Genomic DNA, 14,963 nt, shown 5'->3' with positions numbered 1-14,963 from the left:
AGGGATGCGAACACGATCCCCGACCCTAGCGACCATCGCCGTCCGGATGCCTCCGACTTTCGGCTACACCCTCCGGATCATTCGGAGAGGAGGAACTCATCGACGCTCTCCGGGCCGTCGCCGGTCCGGGTCGGTACGACGACCTCCCGGCCGTTGCCGTCGAGCCCGACCTGCGCCAGGGTCCACTCGAAGGTCTCGTAGTCCACCTCGGCGACGAGGAGGTGCTCGGCGTCCGCCCAGGAGGCGGCCGCGACCACGTTGGTCCTGCCAGCGGGGCGGAACGTGCCGACCTGCTCGAGGTCGAGGTCGTAGACGGAGACCGCGCCGGCCATGTTGTTCTCGAAGAAGCCACCCAGCAGGTGCTTCCCGTCGGGGGAGAACCGCAGACCCGCCGTCTCGCAGCTCCGCGCCACCATCTCCGCGGCCGCCGGGTCGTAGAGCCCCGCGCAGCCGTACTGCTCGTTGGCCCGGTCGGCGTACTGCACCGCCCAGAGCGCGCCGTCGGGGCTCACGTCCGTCACCCTGAACCCGTCGTCGGCCAGTGGGCGAGCACCGCTCGTGGTGTACTCGGCCGTCGTGACGTTCCCGTTGCCGACGAGGACACGGTCGCCGCCGATCACGGCGTCGATGGCCGGCACCACCTCCTCCGAGTACCCCAGCTCGCCGAGCGAGATCGGCTCGGAGCTGCCGGCCAGCAGGATCTGGATCGTGTCGCCCGCGCCGATCCACGCGACCGCGTCGTCGGTCGCGCTCATCGTGATCGCGTTGGACGCGACGGGGTACTGCCGATCGAGCGTGCCGTCGGGCGCGTAGATCCCGACGGCGTAGGGCTTCTGCGTGGCCAGCACGATCCGGCCGTCGGTCAGCACGCCGAGCTGCAGCACGTCGGCGTTGTCGACGTCGAGGGCGACCGTCCCGCCGTCGGGCAGGGTCAGCGTGCCGTCCTGGAGTACGGCGGCGCGGCCGGGCGCCGGGGGCGCCGGCTCGGGCGCCTTCGACCCGGGGCCGTTCCCGCCGGCGAGGATCGTCGGCACGATCACGACCAGCGCCACCACGGCGGCGACGGCACCGGTCACGGCCGCGCGGCGGCGGCGCCGGATCGACACCGCCCTGCTCCGGACGTCGTCGAGGGAGAGCGGCGCGCCGTGCACGCCCTCGGCCCGGCGGGCCAGCTCGCGCTCCATCATGGCCTGACTCATCGCGTCTCCTCCCCGATGCGCTCTCGCAGCGTGGCCAGGGCCCGGCTGCACTGGGACTTGACCGTGCCGACGGAGATGCCGAGCACCTCCGCGGTCTCGGCCTCGGTCAGCTGCTCGTAGTACCGCAGCACGACGACGGCCCGCGCCCGGCGCGGCAGGGTCTGCACGACCCGCCACACCTCGGCGCCGACGCCCTCGTCGTACGTGTCGTGGAAGGGCGCCGTCTCGGGCAGCCGGTCCGTGGGCAGCTCGCGGCGGCGCCAGCCGCGCCGCCAGAGCGAGTTGTTCTCGTTGACCATGATCCGGCGCACGTAGGCGTCCACCGAGCCCCGGTCGCGCACCTTGTCCCACGCCAGGTACAGCCTCGCCAGCGAGGTCTGCAGCAGGTCCTCGGCCCGGTGCCGGTCGCCGGTGAGCAGGTACGCCGTGCGCAGGAGCCGGGCCTGCCTCGCCTCGAGGTAGGCCGTGAAGTCGGTGTCCCGATCCACCGCCGTCACCCCCGTCCGCTCCGTCAGCACACCACCCAGACGCGATCTGGTACGAGATGGTTGCAATTCTCGCCCGATCCGGTTGGCTGGGCCCATGCATCAGGTGAAGGGCGTGGTCGCCCGTGGGAAGGGTCGGCCGGTGGAGCTGACGACGATCAACGTGCCGGACCCGGGTCCGGGGGAGGCGCTGGTGAGGGTGCAGGCGTGCGGGGTCTGCCACACCGACCTGCACTATCGGGAGGGTGGGATCAACGACGACTTCCCGTTCCTGCTCGGTCACGAGGCCGCGGGCGTGGTCGAGGCGGTCGGGCCGGACGTGACGACGGTGGCGCCGGGTGACTTCGTGGTGTTGAACTGGCGGGCGGTGTGCGGCGACTGCCGGGCGTGCGACCGGGGTGAGCCGTGGTACTGCTTCGCGACCCACAACGCCACCCAGAAGATGACGCTCGCTGAGGGTCCCGATGCCGGCACCGAGCTCTCGCCGGCGTTGGGGATCGGGGCGTTCGCGGAGAAGACGCTGGTCGCGGTGGGGCAGTGCACGCGGGTCGACCCGTCCGCGCGGCCGGCCGCGGTGGGCCTGCTGGGCTGCGGCGTGATGGCGGGCATCGGTGCGGCGATCAACACCGGCGCGGTCACGCGGGGGAAGTCGGTGGCCGTGATCGGCTGCGGTGGCGTGGGTGTCGCGGCGATCGCCGGGTCGGCGCTGGCGGGTGCGTCTCCGATCATCGCGGTGGACATCGACGCGAAGAAGCTCGTGGCCGCGCGGCGGATGGGCGCCACGCACACCGTGGACTCCTCCCAGACCGACGGTGACATGGGGGTCGTCGCGGCGATCCAGGAGCTGACCGGCGGGTTCGGCGCGGACGTGGTCGTCGATGCGGTCGGCCGGCCGGAGACCTGGCGGCAGGCGTTCTATGCACGCGACCTTGCGGGCACGGTGGTGCTGGTCGGCGTACCCACTCCCGACATGAAGGTGCCGGATCTGCCGTTGATCGACGTGTTCGGTCGGGGCGGGTCGTTGAAGTCCAGCTGGTATGGCGACTGTCTGCCGTCTCGGGACTTCCCGCTGCTGGTGGACCTGTACCGGCAGGGGCGGCTGGACCTGGATGGGTTCGTGACCGAGGAGATCGGGATCGGGGGCGTCGAGGCGGCGTTCGAGCGGATGCATCATGGCGACGTACTCCGCAGCGTGGTGATCCTGTGACGGCTCGGGTCGACCACGGGATCACCAGCGGCACCTTCAGCCTGGACGGGCAGACCTTCGAGGTCGACAACAACGTGTGGGTGGTCGGCGACGACGCCGAGTGCGTGGTGATCGACGCGCCCCACGACGTCGAGGGCATCCTCGCGGTCGTGGGGGACCGCACGGTCAAGGCGATCGTGTGCACCCACGCCCACGACGACCATGTCCGGGTCGCGCCGCAGTTGCGGGAGCGGGTGCGCGCCCCGATCATGCTGCACCCGGCCGACAAGCCGCTCTGGGAGCTCACTCACAGCGACCACCTCTGGGACCTCGATCTCGCCGACGGCGTACGCATCGAAGTGGGGGGTACGGCGTTGGAGGTGCTGCACACGCCCGGGCACGCACCCGGTGCGGTGTGCCTCTACGCGCCCGACCTCGGCTGCGTGTTCACCGGCGACACGCTGTTCCGGGGCGGGCCGGGTGCCACGGGCCGCTCCTACTCCGACGCCGACCTGATCAAGGAGTCCATCCGGGCCCGGCTCTTCGCCCTTCCCGGCGACACGGTCGTCCACACCGGACACGGCGACGACACGACGATCGGAGCCGAGAGACAGGGCCTCGGGACCTAGGTCCCGAGGGCTCCCTCCTTGCGGCCCTGCACCTCGCCCTCCGCGATTTCTAACGTTGTGGTCGAAGCGAGGAGCGAAAGGGAATCCCCGCCAATCAAGGGAGGCGCACGATGCGCTCGGCATTCGACAAGTTGATCTCGTGGACGGGTCTGGCCCTGGCCGCCGTTCTCCTCATGGCTGGTGGCCTGCTCACCTGGGCGAACGTGTTCATCGGTGACCAGGTCGAGGCCCAGTTCACCCAGCAGGACATCGTGATGCCGGAGGGCGACGCGCTCAGCAGTCTCCCCAAGGCCGACGCCGATGCCCTCAAGCCCTACGGCGGCAGCGTCCTGGACACCGGCGCCGAGGCCAAGGCCTACGCCGACAACTACATCCAGGCCCACATGAACTCGCAGGGTGAGGCGCTGGCCGGCGAGCCGGTCACCTACGAGGAGGCCAGCGCGAAGGGCCGCGAGCTCTCGGCCGCCCTCGCCGAGAACCCGAACGCCACCCAGGCGCAGAAGGACGAGGCCCAGGCGTGGATGGATCTGCGGCAGTCGCTCTTCATGGGCAACACGCTGCGCGGCCTGCTCCTCTACGGCTACGCGTTCGCCACGATCGGCACCATCGCCGGCATCGCCGCCATCGCCGCCTTCGTCGGCGCGGCCGTCCTGCTGGTGCTCTTCGGCCTCGGCCTCTGGCACGCGAGGAAGGCCCGCCAGGAGAACGGCAGCGAGTCGCCCCGGGCGGTTCCCCAGCCCGTCTGACGGTGACCTGACAGCCAACACCCGCACGACACGTCGGTACCTGCCGGCGTGTCGTGCGGGTTTCACCGGTTATCCGGGGAAACCCGCAGCCGCTAGAACGGCCGGACCAGCAGCGCAACCCCGTGGCCTCGGGCCCGCGTGAGGACGATCGTCGCCTCCCCGTCCCCGCGCAGGTCCAGGCGCTTGCGCAGCTGGTCCGGCACCACGTCCACGCCTCGCTTCTTGATGGTCAGCCGCCCGACGCCGCGCTCGCGCAGGGCGGCCTTCAGCGCCCTCTCCCGGTACGGCAGCTCCTCGAGCACCCGGTAGCCCCGGGCGAACGGCGTGCGGAACGACCCGTCCGAGGTCACGTAGGCGATGTGCTCGTCGACCAGCCCGCCGTCCACCCCGGCCGCCACCGCGGTCACCAGCCCGGCGCGGATCACCGCGCCGTCCGGCTCGTAGAGGAACCCGCCGATCGGGCGCACCGGCGCGCCCGGGTCGTCCTCCGCGGTCAGCGTCGCCAGGCCGCCCTCGCCGATCACCGTCGCCCGCCGCGCGGTCGTGGCCAGCCGGCCCGACCACAGCGCGGCCTCCTTCACCTCGCCGTGGTCGCTGACCCACTCGGCCTCGACCCCGGCCGGGACCAGCCCGTGCGGGATCCCCGGCGCGACCTTCACGCACGCGTCGCGGCCGAGCAGGCCCTCGACGAACGGCCATGGGGGAGTCCAGCCGGCCACGTCGAAGGTCCGGCCGCGCGCCGTACGACGGGCGGGATCGGCGAACGCGACGTCGAACGGCGTCGTGTCGACCGTCGTCGCGTCCGTGACCTGCACCGCGCCCGGCAGGCCGGCGGCGGACAGGTTGGCGCGGGCGACCTCGACCCGCACCGGGTCCAGGTCGACGCCCGCGCACACGATGCCGGCGCGGGCCGCGGCGAGCAGGTCGCCGCCGATGCCGCACCCGAGGTCGATGAGGCTCTGTGTCGACGCCGCCGCCAGCCGGGCGGCGCGGTGCTCGGCGACGCGCAGCCGGGTGGACTGCTCCAGCCCCTCGGGGGTGAAGTACATCCGCTCGGCCAGGTCGCCGAACTTCTCCCGCCCCCGCTCCCGCAGCGTGGCCTGGGTCAGTGCGGCCGCGGCGTGCTCGGGCGCCGCCGTACGCCGCAGCCGGGTCAGCGCGGCCAGCGAGTCGTCGGCGCTCCGCAGCTCCCGGTCGGCCTCGGCCAACAGCGCCTGGCCGTCGGCGGTGAGCAGCCACCGGAACGCGTCGAGGTCCATCCCCGGATCTTCCCGTACGACCCGCTCTGGCACTCAATGGAGGAGAGTGCTAGTTTCTGATCTGGCACTCTCCCCGTGAGTGTGCCAGCGCTTGCGACCCGGTGCGACCCCCGCGACGGCGCACCAGAACCGCAAGCGCCAGACGTGCACCACCCATCAGTCACGAAGTCCCAGAAAGTGGAGGTTGATCAGGAGTGTCGGTCAACATCAAGCCCCTCGAGGACCGCATCGTCGTCAAGCCGCTCGACGCCGAGCAGACCACGGCCTCGGGCCTGGTCATCCCGGACACCGCCAAGGAGAAGCCCCAGGAGGGCGAGGTCCTCTCCATCGGCCCCGGCCGGATCGACGACAACGGCAACCGCGTCCCGCTGGACGTGAACGTCGGCGACAAGGTCATCTACAGCAAGTACGGCGGCACCGAGGTCAAGTACGCCGGCGAGGAGTACCTCATCCTCTCCGCGCGCGACGTCCTCGCGGTCGTTTCCTGAGTTCCACCGGGTCGTGTGCCTGACGACGCGCCATGGCGCGCTCTCGGGCACACGACCCGATCTCGTTTCCTGACAAGTTCCTGACAAGGGAGAGTCATGCCCAAGATCCTGGAGTTCGACGAGAGCGCCCGCCGTGCGCTCGAGCGCGGCGTCGACGCGCTCGCCAACACCGTCAAGGTGACGCTCGGCCCGAGGGGCCGCTACGTCGTCCTGGACAAGAAGTGGGGCGCCCCGACCATCACCAACGACGGCGTGACCGTCGCGCGTGAGATCGAGCTGGACGACCCGTTCGAGAACCTCGGTGCGCAGCTCACCAAGGAGGTCGCCACCAAGACCAACGACGTCGCCGGCGACGGTACGACGACCGCGACCGTCCTGGCCCAGGCGATGGTCCACGAGGGCCTGCGCGCGGTCGCCGCCGGCGCGAACCCGATGAGCCTCAAGCGGGGCATGGACGCCGCGGCCGAGGCCGTCGGCGACGCCCTCAAGGAGGCCGCCCGCGAGGTCGAGTCGGTGGAGGACATGGCGTCGGTCGCCACGATCTCCAGCCGCGACGGCCACATCGGCGACCTGCTCTCGCAGGCCTTCGACAAGGTGGGCAAGGACGGCGTCATCACCGTCGAGGAGTCCAACACCATGGGCACCGAGCTCGAGTTCACCGAGGGCATGCAGTTCGACAAGGGCTACATCAGCCAGTACTTCGTGACCGACCCGGAGCGCATGGAGGCCGTCCTCGACGACCCCTACATCCTGCTGCACCAGGGCAAGATCTCGGCTGTCGCCGAGCTGCTCCCGCTGCTGGAGAAGGTGATCGGCGCCGGCAAGCCGCTGTTCATCCTGGCCGAGGACGTCGAGGGCGAGGCGCTCTCGACCCTGGTCGTGAACAAGATCCGCGGCACGTTCAACGCCGTCGCGGTCAAGAGCCCGGCGTTCGGCGACCGCCGCAAGGCGATGATGCAGGACATCGCGACGCTGACCGGCGGTCAGGTCGTCGCCCCGGAGATCGGCCTCAAGCTCGACCAGGTCGGCCTCGAGGTGCTCGGCCAGGCTCGCCGCGTCGTGGTGACCAAGGACAACACCACGATCGTCGACGGCGCCGGCGACCACGCCGAGGTCGAGGGTCGGGTCAACCAGATCAAGGCCGAGATCGAGTCCACCGACTCCGACTGGGACCGCGAGAAGCTCCAGGAGCGCCTCGCGAAGCTGGCCGGCGGCGTGTGCGTGGTCAAGGTCGGCGCCGCCACCGAGGTGGAGCTGAAGGAGAAGAAGCACCGCATCGAGGACGCCGTCTCCGCGACCCGCGCCGCGATCGAGGAGGGCATCGTCGCCGGCGGCGGCTCCGCGCTCGTGCACGCGGTGTCGGTCCTCGGCGACGACCTCGGCCTCTCCGGCGACGAGGCGACCGGAGTCCGGATCGTCCGCAAGGCGGCCGACGAGCCGCTGCGCTGGATCGCCGAGAACGGCGGCGAGAACGGCTACGTCATCACCACCAAGGTCCGCGAGCTCGGCGAGGGCAACGGCTACAACGCCGCCACCGGCGAGTACGGCGACCTGGTCGCCCAGGGCGTGCTCGACCCGGTGAAGGTGACCCGCTCCGCGCTGGTCAACGCCACCTCGATCGCGGGCATGCTGCTCACGACCGAGACCCTGGTCGTCGACAAGCCCGAGGACGAGGAGCCCGCCGCGGCCGGTCACGGCCACGGTCACGGCCACTGATCCGCCTGTTCAACGCCGAGTCGGCGCAGTCTCAGTTTGAGACTGCGCCGACTCGGCATTTCGGGGGTGACCGCTCGACTCCCTTGAGCAGGTAGATGGGCTGGCCCGTGCAGGTGGTGCCGTGCTCGACGTACCGCCGCCCGACGACCTCCTCCAGCTCGGGTACGCCGGCGTCCGACCAGGCGTCGAAGTCGACCCACTCGACCAGCCAGGTGGGGGCGTCGGGGCCGGCGAGCAGCGCGCGGAGCTCGGCGTAGCCGGGGTCGCGGGTGCGCATCGGCAGGCTCCAGAGATACGGGTAGGGCGAGGGCATCCCGCTCGTCGTCTGGAGGTCGGCGCGGCCGCCGAAGACCACGAGGGTGTCGCCGGGCTCGGCCGCCTCGGCGAGCGCCTCGCCGGTGCGCACCTCGTCGAACTCCTGCTGCCCGGTCGCGTTCCAGGCCAGCCAGAACGCCATCGCCGCCGCGGCCGAGATCCCGGACGCCGCGACGAGGATCCGCATCCGGCGCCCGGCCGGGCACGAACGGCCGGCGAGCAGCGCGGCGCAGAGCACGGCGCCGGGGACCAGCGGCAGCAGGTAGTCCTGCCAGTAGCTGCCGCCGAGCACCAGCGCCACCAGGTCGAAGACGACGACGGCGAGCGTCGCGGCCACGAGGGGCGGGTCGCCGGCCCCCAGCTCGCGGGCGTGCGCGACCGGGCCGGCGACGACCGGCAGCAGCATCGTCGCGACCGCGATCAGCAGCAGGATCAGCGCGCGGCGCTCGGGTGCGTCGGACGCCCCGTCGGCGATCACGCGGGCCGCGTCGGTGCGGAAGCCGTAGGCGGCGTACCAGAGCTCGCCGAGGCGGACGCCCTCCGCGCGCGCCCACCCGATCGTGACCAGCACCGGGACGGCCGCGCCCGCGACGCCCGCGAGGGCGAGCCGGAGGGTGCCGGCGCCCCGGCCGGTGAGCGCGCCGGTCGCCAGCAGGACGGCGGCGAAGACCAGCCCGGTCGCGAGGTTCTGCTTGAGCCCCACCGCCGACATGGCCGCCGCGCCCGCCGCCAGCGCGAGCCACGCCGAGCGGCGCCGGACCGCGAGCAGGGTCAGCGCGATGCCGCCGAGCAGGAAGGGCAGCGCGAGCAGCTCGCCCTTGACCGCGACGACGTCGATCATCGGGTTGGAGAGCAGCGCGGCGGCGAGCGCGGCCGCCCACGGCACCGCGCGCGGCGGTCCGGCGAGCGCGGCGACCCGTGCGGCGAGCAGCACCGTCAGCCCCGCCACCAGCGCGCCGACCACGCGCAGCGCGGTCGCGCCGCCGAGGGCGTCGATGCCGCCGAAGAGCCAGATCAGCGGCGGCGGCCGGTCCACCCAGTACGCCCCGTAGGGACTGTCCGGGCGCGGGTCGAGCGACCGCGCGACCAGCAGGAAGCCGGCCTCGTCCGCACGGACCGGCCGCGTCAGCGCGGGGAGCCGCGCCAGCACGGCGACCGCGACGGCGAGCGCGACGGGGTGTCGGCGTACGGCGTCCAGCACGGGCCCTACCGTAAAGCGCCGGAAACAGTCCGGACGCGATTGCGCAACGAGGCGAGGAGACGCTGACCCCATGCTGTGGAGAGTTCGTACGACGCTGCCCGACCGCCCCGGGGCGCTGGCCGCTCTGGCAGCGAGCTGCGGCGAGGCCGGGGTGAACATCCTCGGGCTGCAGATCTTCCCGGGCGTCGAGTCGGTCACCGACGAGCTCGTGCTGCAGACCCCGGACGGCTGGTCCGAGACGGAGATCGCCGCGCTGCTGGGCCGCTCCGGTGCGCACTCGGTCAGCGCCGCGCCCTGCACCGAGGCCGCGCTCACCGACCAGCCCACCCGCTACGTGCAGGCGGCGCGCTCGATCCTGGCCCGGCCGGCGTCGTTCCCCGACGTGGTGGCCCGGCTCTTCGACGCCGAGGCCGGCGCGGCCGCGCAGGACGTGATGGAGATGACCGTCGGCGACGTGCAGGTGCAGGTGAGCCGCACCGCGCCGTTCACCGCCACCGAGCACGCCCGGGGCGCGGCGATCGCCGACCTGGTCACCGACGTCCTCGAGCGGGACCGCGCGACCGCCCCGGGCGGCGGCCGGCGGGTCGCCACGGGCGTCGCCCCGGAGTACGTCGTGGCGGCGGACTCGGTCTCCGCCGTGGTCGGGGAGAGCGTGGTGGGCCGGGCGGTTGTGCGGGTCGACGGTGCCGTCGACCTCGACGTCGACCCGGCCTTCCAACGCCGCGGCATCGGCACCAGGCTGCTCGTCGACGCCGCCCGCCTCGCGCACGGCATGGGCGTCGAGGAGATCGTGCTCTCCACCCGGGCCGACAACCAGGCGGTGCTGCCGATGGTGATGGCCGCCGGCCTGCGCGGTCGCATCCGGATGGCCGGCGACACCCTCACCGTGCGGATCGCCGTGCGCGACCTCAAGCCGATCCGCTCGTAGGGAAGCACCGCCGGTAGGCTGGGGGAGTGGAGGTACCCGAGAAGTTCGCCAGCCTGGGCCTGACCTACGACGACGTCCTCCTGCTGCCGGGCCACTCCGACCTCGCGCCGACGGACATCGACATGCGGACCCGCCTCACGCGGGAGATCAGCCTCGACGTGCCGCTCGTCAGCGCCGCGATGGACACCGTGACCGAGTCGCGGATGGCGATCGCGATGGCGCGCCAGGGCGGCCTCGGCGTGCTGCACCGCAACCTCTCGATCGAGGACCAGGCCTACCAGGTGGACCTCGTGAAGCGGACCCAGACCGGCATCATCTCCAACCCGGTCACGATCGGCCCGGACGCGACGCTGGAGCAGCTCGACCGGCTCGCGGGCGAGTACCGCGTCTCCGGCTTCCCGGTCGTCGACGGCGAGCAGCGACTGCTGGGCATCATCACCAACCGCGACCTGCGCTTCACCCCGGTCGCGGAGTGGGCGACGACCAAGGTCGACGAGGTGATGACGCCGATGCCGCTGATCACCGCTCCGGCCGACATCAGCCGCGAGGACGCCACCGTGCTCCTGCGCCGGCACAAGCGCGAGCGGCTCCCCCTCGTCGACGTCCAGGGCCACCTGGCCGGCCTGATCACCGTCAAGGACTTCGTCAAGGGCGAGCAGTTCCCCCATGCGTCGTACGACGCCGCCGGCCGGCTCATGGTCGGCGCGGCCATCGGCTACTTCGGCGACGCCTGGCAGCGCGCCACCACGCTCGTCGAGGCGGGCGTCGACGTGCTGGTCGCGGACACCGCGCACGGCGACGTCACGATGCTGCTCGACATGGTCCGGCGGCTCAAGACCGATCCGGCCACCCGGCACGTCCAGGTCGTCGGCGGCAACGTCGCCACGAAGGAGGGCGCGCAGGCGTTCGTCGACGCGGGCGCGGACGCCGTCAAGGTCGGCGTCGGCCCGGGCTCGATCTGCACGACCCGCGTGGTCACCGGCGTCGGCGTACCCCAGATCACCGCGGTCTACGAGGCCGCCCTGGCCTGCAAGCCGGCCGGCGTCCCGGTGATCGCCGACGGCGGCCTCAAGCACTCCGGCGAGATCGCGAAGGCGATCGTCGCCGGCGCCGACACGGTCATGGTCGGCTCGTTGCTGGCCGGCTGCGAGGAGTCGCCGGGCGAGCTGGTCTTCGTCAACGGCAAGCAGTTCAAGTCCTACCGGGGCATGGGCTCGCTGGGCGCGATGTCGAGCCGCGGCAAGAAGTCCTACTCCAAGGACCGCTACTTCCAGGCCGAGGTCGCCAGCGACGACAAGATCGTCCCCGAGGGCATCGAGGGCCAGGTCGCCTACCGCGGCCCGCTCGCCGCCGTCGCGCACCAGCTCATCGGCGGCCTCAACCAGTCGATGTTCTACGTCGGCGCGCGGACCGTCCCCGAGCTGCAGGACAAGGGCCGCTTCGTGCGGATCACCCAGGCCTCGCTCCAGGAGAGCCACCCGCACGGCGTGCAGATGACCGTCGAGGCGCCGAACTACTCCGGCCGCTGACCTACGGCGCTGGGCCGTGGACTACGCCGGCCGGTACGACGCCCGCAGCGGTCGTGTCGAGCGTGCCGCGACGAACCCGTCGAAATCCGTCGCGGCGCTCACCCGGGTGTTCATACCCCTCCGACCGGCCGGGACGCCCGGAGGGTTGCCCGGGGGTTCTCGATAGTCTGGGTCGGTGACGGACATCGAGATCGGCCGGGCCAAGCGGGCCCGTCGGGCCTACTCCTTCGACGACATCGCGATCGTGCCCTCGCGGCGCACCCGCGACCCGGAGGAGGTCAGCACCGCCTGGCAGATCGACGCCTACCGCTTCGAGCTCCCAGTGCTCGCGGCGCCGATGGACTCGGTGATGTCGCCGGCGACCGCGATCGCGCTGGGCCGGTTCGGCGGCCTCGGAGTGCTCAACCTGGAGGGGATCTGGACCCGCTACGAGGACCCGACCGAGCTGCTCGAGGAGGTCGCCGGGCTCCAGGGCGCCGAGGCCACCGCGCGACTCCAGCAGATCTACCGCGAGCCGATCAGGGCCGAGCTGATCGTCGAGCGGCTGCGCGAGATCCGCGAGTCCGGCGTGACCGTCGCCGGCTCGCTGTCGCCGGCGCGCACCAGGGAGTTCGCGAAGGCGGTCGTCGACGGCGGCGTCGACATGTTCGTCATCCGCGGCACGACGGTGTCGGCAGAGCACGTGTCGTCGCAGGCCGAGCCGCTGAACCTCAAGGAGTTCATCTACGAGCTCGACGTGCCGGTGATCGTCGGCGGCTGCGCCACCCACCAGGCGGCGCTGCACCTGATGCGCACCGGCGCCGCCGGCGTACTCGTCGGCTTCGGCGGGGGAGCGGCGCACACCACCCGCACCGTCCTCGGCGTCGCGGTGCCGATGGCCTCGGCGGTCGCCGACGTCGCCGCCGCCCGGCGCGACTACCTCGACGAGTCCGGCGGCCGCTACGTCCATGTGATCGCGGACGGCTCGATCGGCAAGTCCGGGGACGTCGCCAAGGCGATCGCCTGCGGCGCCGACGCCGTGATGGTCGGCTCGCCGTTCGCCCGCGCGACCGACGCCCCGGGCCGCGGCTTCCACTGGGGCACCGAGGCGCACCACCACGACCTGCCGCGCGGCCAGCGGGTGCAGTTCGGGACCGTCGGCACCATCGAGGAGATCCTCTTCGGCCCCTCGCGGGTCGCCGACGGCACCATGAACCTGATGGGCGCGCTGCGCCGCTCGATGGCCACCACCGGCTACACCGAGCTCAAGGAGTTCCAGCGCGTGGAGGTCGTGGTCGAGTAGCGGCCGGCCCGCTTTGCGAGACTGGGCGCATGAGCCGGACCAGCGCCCTGAGCCCCGCGGCCCGTGACGACGCCCTCGCGGCGATGCAGGGCCCGGGCGGCCAGCCCGAGCTCGACGTGCTGGTGGTCGGCGGCGGTGTCGTCGGCGTCGGCACCGCGCTCGACGCGGTCACCCGCGGCCTCTCGACCGGGCTGCTCGAGCAGCGCGACCTGGCCAGCGGCACGTCGTCGCGATCGTCCAAGCTGATCCACGGCGGGCTGCGCTACCTGGAGATGCTGGACTTCGGGCTGGTCCGCGAGGCGCTCCAGGAGCGCGGGCTGCTGCTGACCCGGCTGGCGCCGCACCTGGTCCGGCCCGTGCCGTTCCTCTACCCGCTCACGCACCGCGGGTGGGAGCGCCCCTACGTCGGCGCCGGCCTCGCGCTGTACGACGCCATGGCGATCGCCGGGCGCTATGGCTCCGGCCTGCCGCGGCACCGCCACCTCTCGCGGCGATCGGTGCGGCGGATCGCCCCAGACTTCGACCCGGCCTCCCTCAGCGGTGCGATCAGGTACTACGACTGCCAGGTCGACGATGCCCGCCTCGTGGTGACCCTCGCCCGCACCGCCGCCGCCCACGGCGCGCACGTCGCGACGCGGGTCAAGGTGACCGGGTTCCTGCGCGAGGGCGAGCGCGTGGTCGGCGTACGCGCGCGCGACCTGGAGCACGGCACCGACCTCGAGGTGCGGGCCCGCGTGGTCGTCAACGCGGCCGGCGTGTGGACCGACGAGATCCAGGAGCTCGTCGGCGGGCGCGGCTCGCTGCACGTGCAGGCGTCGAAGGGCATCCACCTGGTGGTGCCGCGCGACCGGATCCGGTCGGAGGCGGGCTTCATCGTGCGCACCGAGACGTCGGTGCTGTTCGTGATCCCGTGGGGCCGGCACTGGATCATCGGCACCACCGACACCCCGTGGTCGCTGGACAAGGCGCACCCGGCCGCCTCGAAGGCCGACATCGACTACGTCCTCGGCCACGTCAACGCGATCCTGCGCGAGCCGCTCGACCACTCCGACGTCGAGGGCGTGTACGCCGGGCTGCGCCCGCTGCTCTCCGGCGAGTCCGAGCCGACCTCGCGGATCTCGCGCGAGCACACCGTCGTCACGCCCGTGCCCGGCCTGGTCATGATCGCCGGCGGCAAGCTGACGACCTACCGCGTCATGGGCCGCGACGCCGTCGATGCCGCCGCCCACTCGCTGGCCTCCGGCGGACTCGGCTCCGCCGTGCGGCCCTCGATCACCGACCGGGTGCCGCTCGTCGGCGCCGCCGAGTGGGAGACCCGCGCGAACCAGCGGGTGCTGCTGGCCCGCCGCAGTGGCCTGCACGTCGCCCGGATCGACCACCTCCTCGGGCGGTACGGCGGCCTCGTGGACGACCTGCTCTCGTTGATCTCCTCCGAGCGGTCGCTGGGCCTGCCGCTGGAGGGCGCCGAGGACTACCTCGCCGCCGAGGTCGTCTACGCCGTCACCCACGAGGGCGCCCGCCACCTCGACGACGTGCTCACCCGCCGTACCCGCATCTCCATCGAGACCTTCGACCGCGGCGTGTCCGCCGCCCCTGCGGTCGCCGCGCTGATGGCCGGCGCCCTCGGCTGGGACGCCGACCGCACCGCCGACGAGGTCGACCACTACCTGCGCCGGGTCGAGGCCGAGCGCCGCTCCCAGCTCCAGCCCACCGACCAGGAGGCCGACGAGGCCCGGGTGTCGGTGCGCGACATCGTGTGAGCGGGCGCGCCCGCCGGGACGACGCTCCTCTGGACCGTCGTTCCCGGGGGCTGGTGGGGAGGTCGCGCGGGCTGGTCGTGAGGGCAGTGTCTGGGCCGTCCTGACTGCCATCCCGGCGCAATTGCGCTGTTCTGACAGTGTCTGCTCGGGTCCGGCTGTCATGACGGCGCAATTGCGCTGTTGTGGCAGTGGTTGCCCCGGCTCGGCTGCCATCCCGGCGCAATTGCGCTGATATGACGA

At 72.5% G+C, this 14,963-nt stretch carries 13 protein-coding genes; 9 read left to right on the top strand and 4 right to left on the bottom strand.

All coding sequences use genetic code 11. From position 1 onward, the window contains the following. Positions 1-77 precede the first annotated feature (77 nt). A complete protein-coding gene (locus ACYVKX_RS08605) occupies positions 78-1,199 on the bottom strand; it encodes a hypothetical protein (protein ID WP_460830748.1) in 1,122 nt (373 codons plus the stop codon). Further along, the gene (locus tag ACYVKX_RS08600) at positions 1,196-1,687 is read right to left on the bottom strand and encodes a SigE family RNA polymerase sigma factor (protein ID WP_460830746.1); all 492 of its coding nucleotides are present in this window, start codon (positions 1,685-1,687) and stop codon (positions 1,196-1,198) included. Before ACYVKX_RS08600 ends, ACYVKX_RS08605 begins: the two co-directional genes overlap by 4 nt. A gap of 94 nt (positions 1,688-1,781) precedes the next feature. Here ACYVKX_RS08600 and ACYVKX_RS08595 point away from each other — a divergent pair, with 94 nt between their 5' ends. The 3 genes from ACYVKX_RS08595 to ACYVKX_RS08585 all read left to right on the top strand — a co-directional run bounded on the left by ACYVKX_RS08595 (position 1,782) and on the right by ACYVKX_RS08585 (position 4,245). Further along, positions 1,782-2,891, top strand: coding sequence for an S-(hydroxymethyl)mycothiol dehydrogenase (locus ACYVKX_RS08595; RefSeq protein ID WP_460830744.1), 1,110 nt, complete (start codon positions 1,782-1,784; stop codon positions 2,889-2,891). Then, positions 2,888-3,499 carry an MBL fold metallo-hydrolase gene (locus tag ACYVKX_RS08590; RefSeq protein WP_460830742.1) on the top strand — a complete coding sequence of 204 codons (612 nt, stop codon included), beginning with the start codon at positions 2,888-2,890 and terminating at the stop codon, positions 3,497-3,499. The genes ACYVKX_RS08595 and ACYVKX_RS08590 overlap by 4 nt, the downstream gene beginning before the upstream one ends. Positions 3,500-3,609: 110 nt before the next feature. Beyond that, positions 3,610-4,245, top strand: coding sequence for a hypothetical protein (locus tag ACYVKX_RS08585; RefSeq protein WP_460830740.1), 636 nt, complete (start codon positions 3,610-3,612; stop codon positions 4,243-4,245). Positions 4,246-4,337: 92 nt separating this feature from the next. On the opposite strand, the gene ACYVKX_RS08580 is transcribed toward ACYVKX_RS08585, so the two are convergent. Beyond that, complete coding sequence (locus ACYVKX_RS08580; RefSeq protein WP_460830738.1) at positions 4,338-5,504, bottom strand: class I SAM-dependent methyltransferase; 1,167 nt, start codon at positions 5,502-5,504, stop codon at positions 4,338-4,340. A gap of 194 nt (positions 5,505-5,698) precedes the next feature. Here ACYVKX_RS08580 and groES point away from each other — a divergent pair, with 194 nt between their 5' ends. Next, on the top strand, positions 5,699-5,992 hold the full coding sequence (gene groES, locus ACYVKX_RS08575) for a co-chaperone GroES (protein WP_459968225.1): 294 nt from the start codon (positions 5,699-5,701) through the stop codon (positions 5,990-5,992). A 96-nt stretch (positions 5,993-6,088) separates the two neighbouring features. Then, the gene (gene groL / locus ACYVKX_RS08570) at positions 6,089-7,708 is read left to right on the top strand and encodes a chaperonin GroEL (RefSeq protein WP_460830735.1); all 1,620 of its coding nucleotides are present in this window, start codon (positions 6,089-6,091) and stop codon (positions 7,706-7,708) included. Positions 7,709-7,739: 31 nt separating this feature from the next. Here the strand turns inward: groL and ACYVKX_RS08565 are convergent, their stop codons facing one another. Next, positions 7,740-9,224, bottom strand: a complete 1,485-nt coding sequence (locus ACYVKX_RS08565) for a hypothetical protein (RefSeq protein ID WP_460830733.1) — start codon at positions 9,222-9,224, stop codon at positions 7,740-7,742. Positions 9,225-9,294: 70 nt separating this feature from the next. Here ACYVKX_RS08565 and ACYVKX_RS08560 point away from each other — a divergent pair, with 70 nt between their 5' ends. From ACYVKX_RS08560 to ACYVKX_RS08545, 4 genes are all read left to right on the top strand, one after another. Next, positions 9,295-10,152, top strand: a complete 858-nt coding sequence (locus tag ACYVKX_RS08560; RefSeq protein WP_460830731.1) for a GNAT family N-acetyltransferase — start codon at positions 9,295-9,297, stop codon at positions 10,150-10,152. A 26-nt stretch (positions 10,153-10,178) separates the two neighbouring features. After that, positions 10,179-11,681, top strand: coding sequence for an IMP dehydrogenase (gene guaB, locus ACYVKX_RS08555; protein WP_460830729.1), 1,503 nt, complete (start codon positions 10,179-10,181; stop codon positions 11,679-11,681). Positions 11,682-11,856: 175 nt separating this feature from the next. Continuing rightward, a complete protein-coding gene (locus ACYVKX_RS08550) occupies positions 11,857-12,963 on the top strand; it encodes a GuaB3 family IMP dehydrogenase-related protein (protein WP_460830727.1) in 1,107 nt (368 codons plus the stop codon). 29 nt (positions 12,964-12,992) lie between these two features. After that, on the top strand, positions 12,993-14,723 hold the full coding sequence (locus ACYVKX_RS08545; RefSeq protein ID WP_460830725.1) for a glycerol-3-phosphate dehydrogenase/oxidase: 1,731 nt from the start codon (positions 12,993-12,995) through the stop codon (positions 14,721-14,723). Positions 14,724-14,963: the final 240 nt, after the last annotated feature.

It is taken from the genome of Nocardioides hungaricus, from assembly GCF_054782915.1.
The sequence above is the reverse complement of the archived record's forward strand: the minus strand, read 5'-3'. Positions and strand labels throughout refer to the sequence as shown.

Bases quoted from the DNA above. Each gene is read 5' to 3' on its own strand.
- ACYVKX_RS08605 (WP_460830748.1), bottom strand. From the start codon at position 1,199: ATGAGTCAGGCCATGATGGAGCGCGAGCTGGCCCGCCGGGCCGAGGGC.
- ACYVKX_RS08560 (WP_460830731.1), top strand. From the start codon at position 9,295: ATGCTGTGGAGAGTTCGTACGACGCTGCCCGACCGCCCCGGGGCGCTG.
- groL (WP_460830735.1), top strand. From the start codon at position 6,089: ATGCCCAAGATCCTGGAGTTCGACGAGAGCGCCCGCCGTGCGCTCGAG.
- ACYVKX_RS08585 (WP_460830740.1), top strand. From the start codon at position 3,610: ATGCGCTCGGCATTCGACAAGTTGATCTCGTGGACGGGTCTGGCCCTG.
- ACYVKX_RS08580 (WP_460830738.1), bottom strand. From the start codon at position 5,504: ATGGACCTCGACGCGTTCCGGTGGCTGCTCACCGCCGACGGCCAGGCG.
- ACYVKX_RS08595 (WP_460830744.1), top strand. From the start codon at position 1,782: ATGCATCAGGTGAAGGGCGTGGTCGCCCGTGGGAAGGGTCGGCCGGTG.
- ACYVKX_RS08545 (WP_460830725.1), top strand. From the start codon at position 12,993: ATGAGCCGGACCAGCGCCCTGAGCCCCGCGGCCCGTGACGACGCCCTC.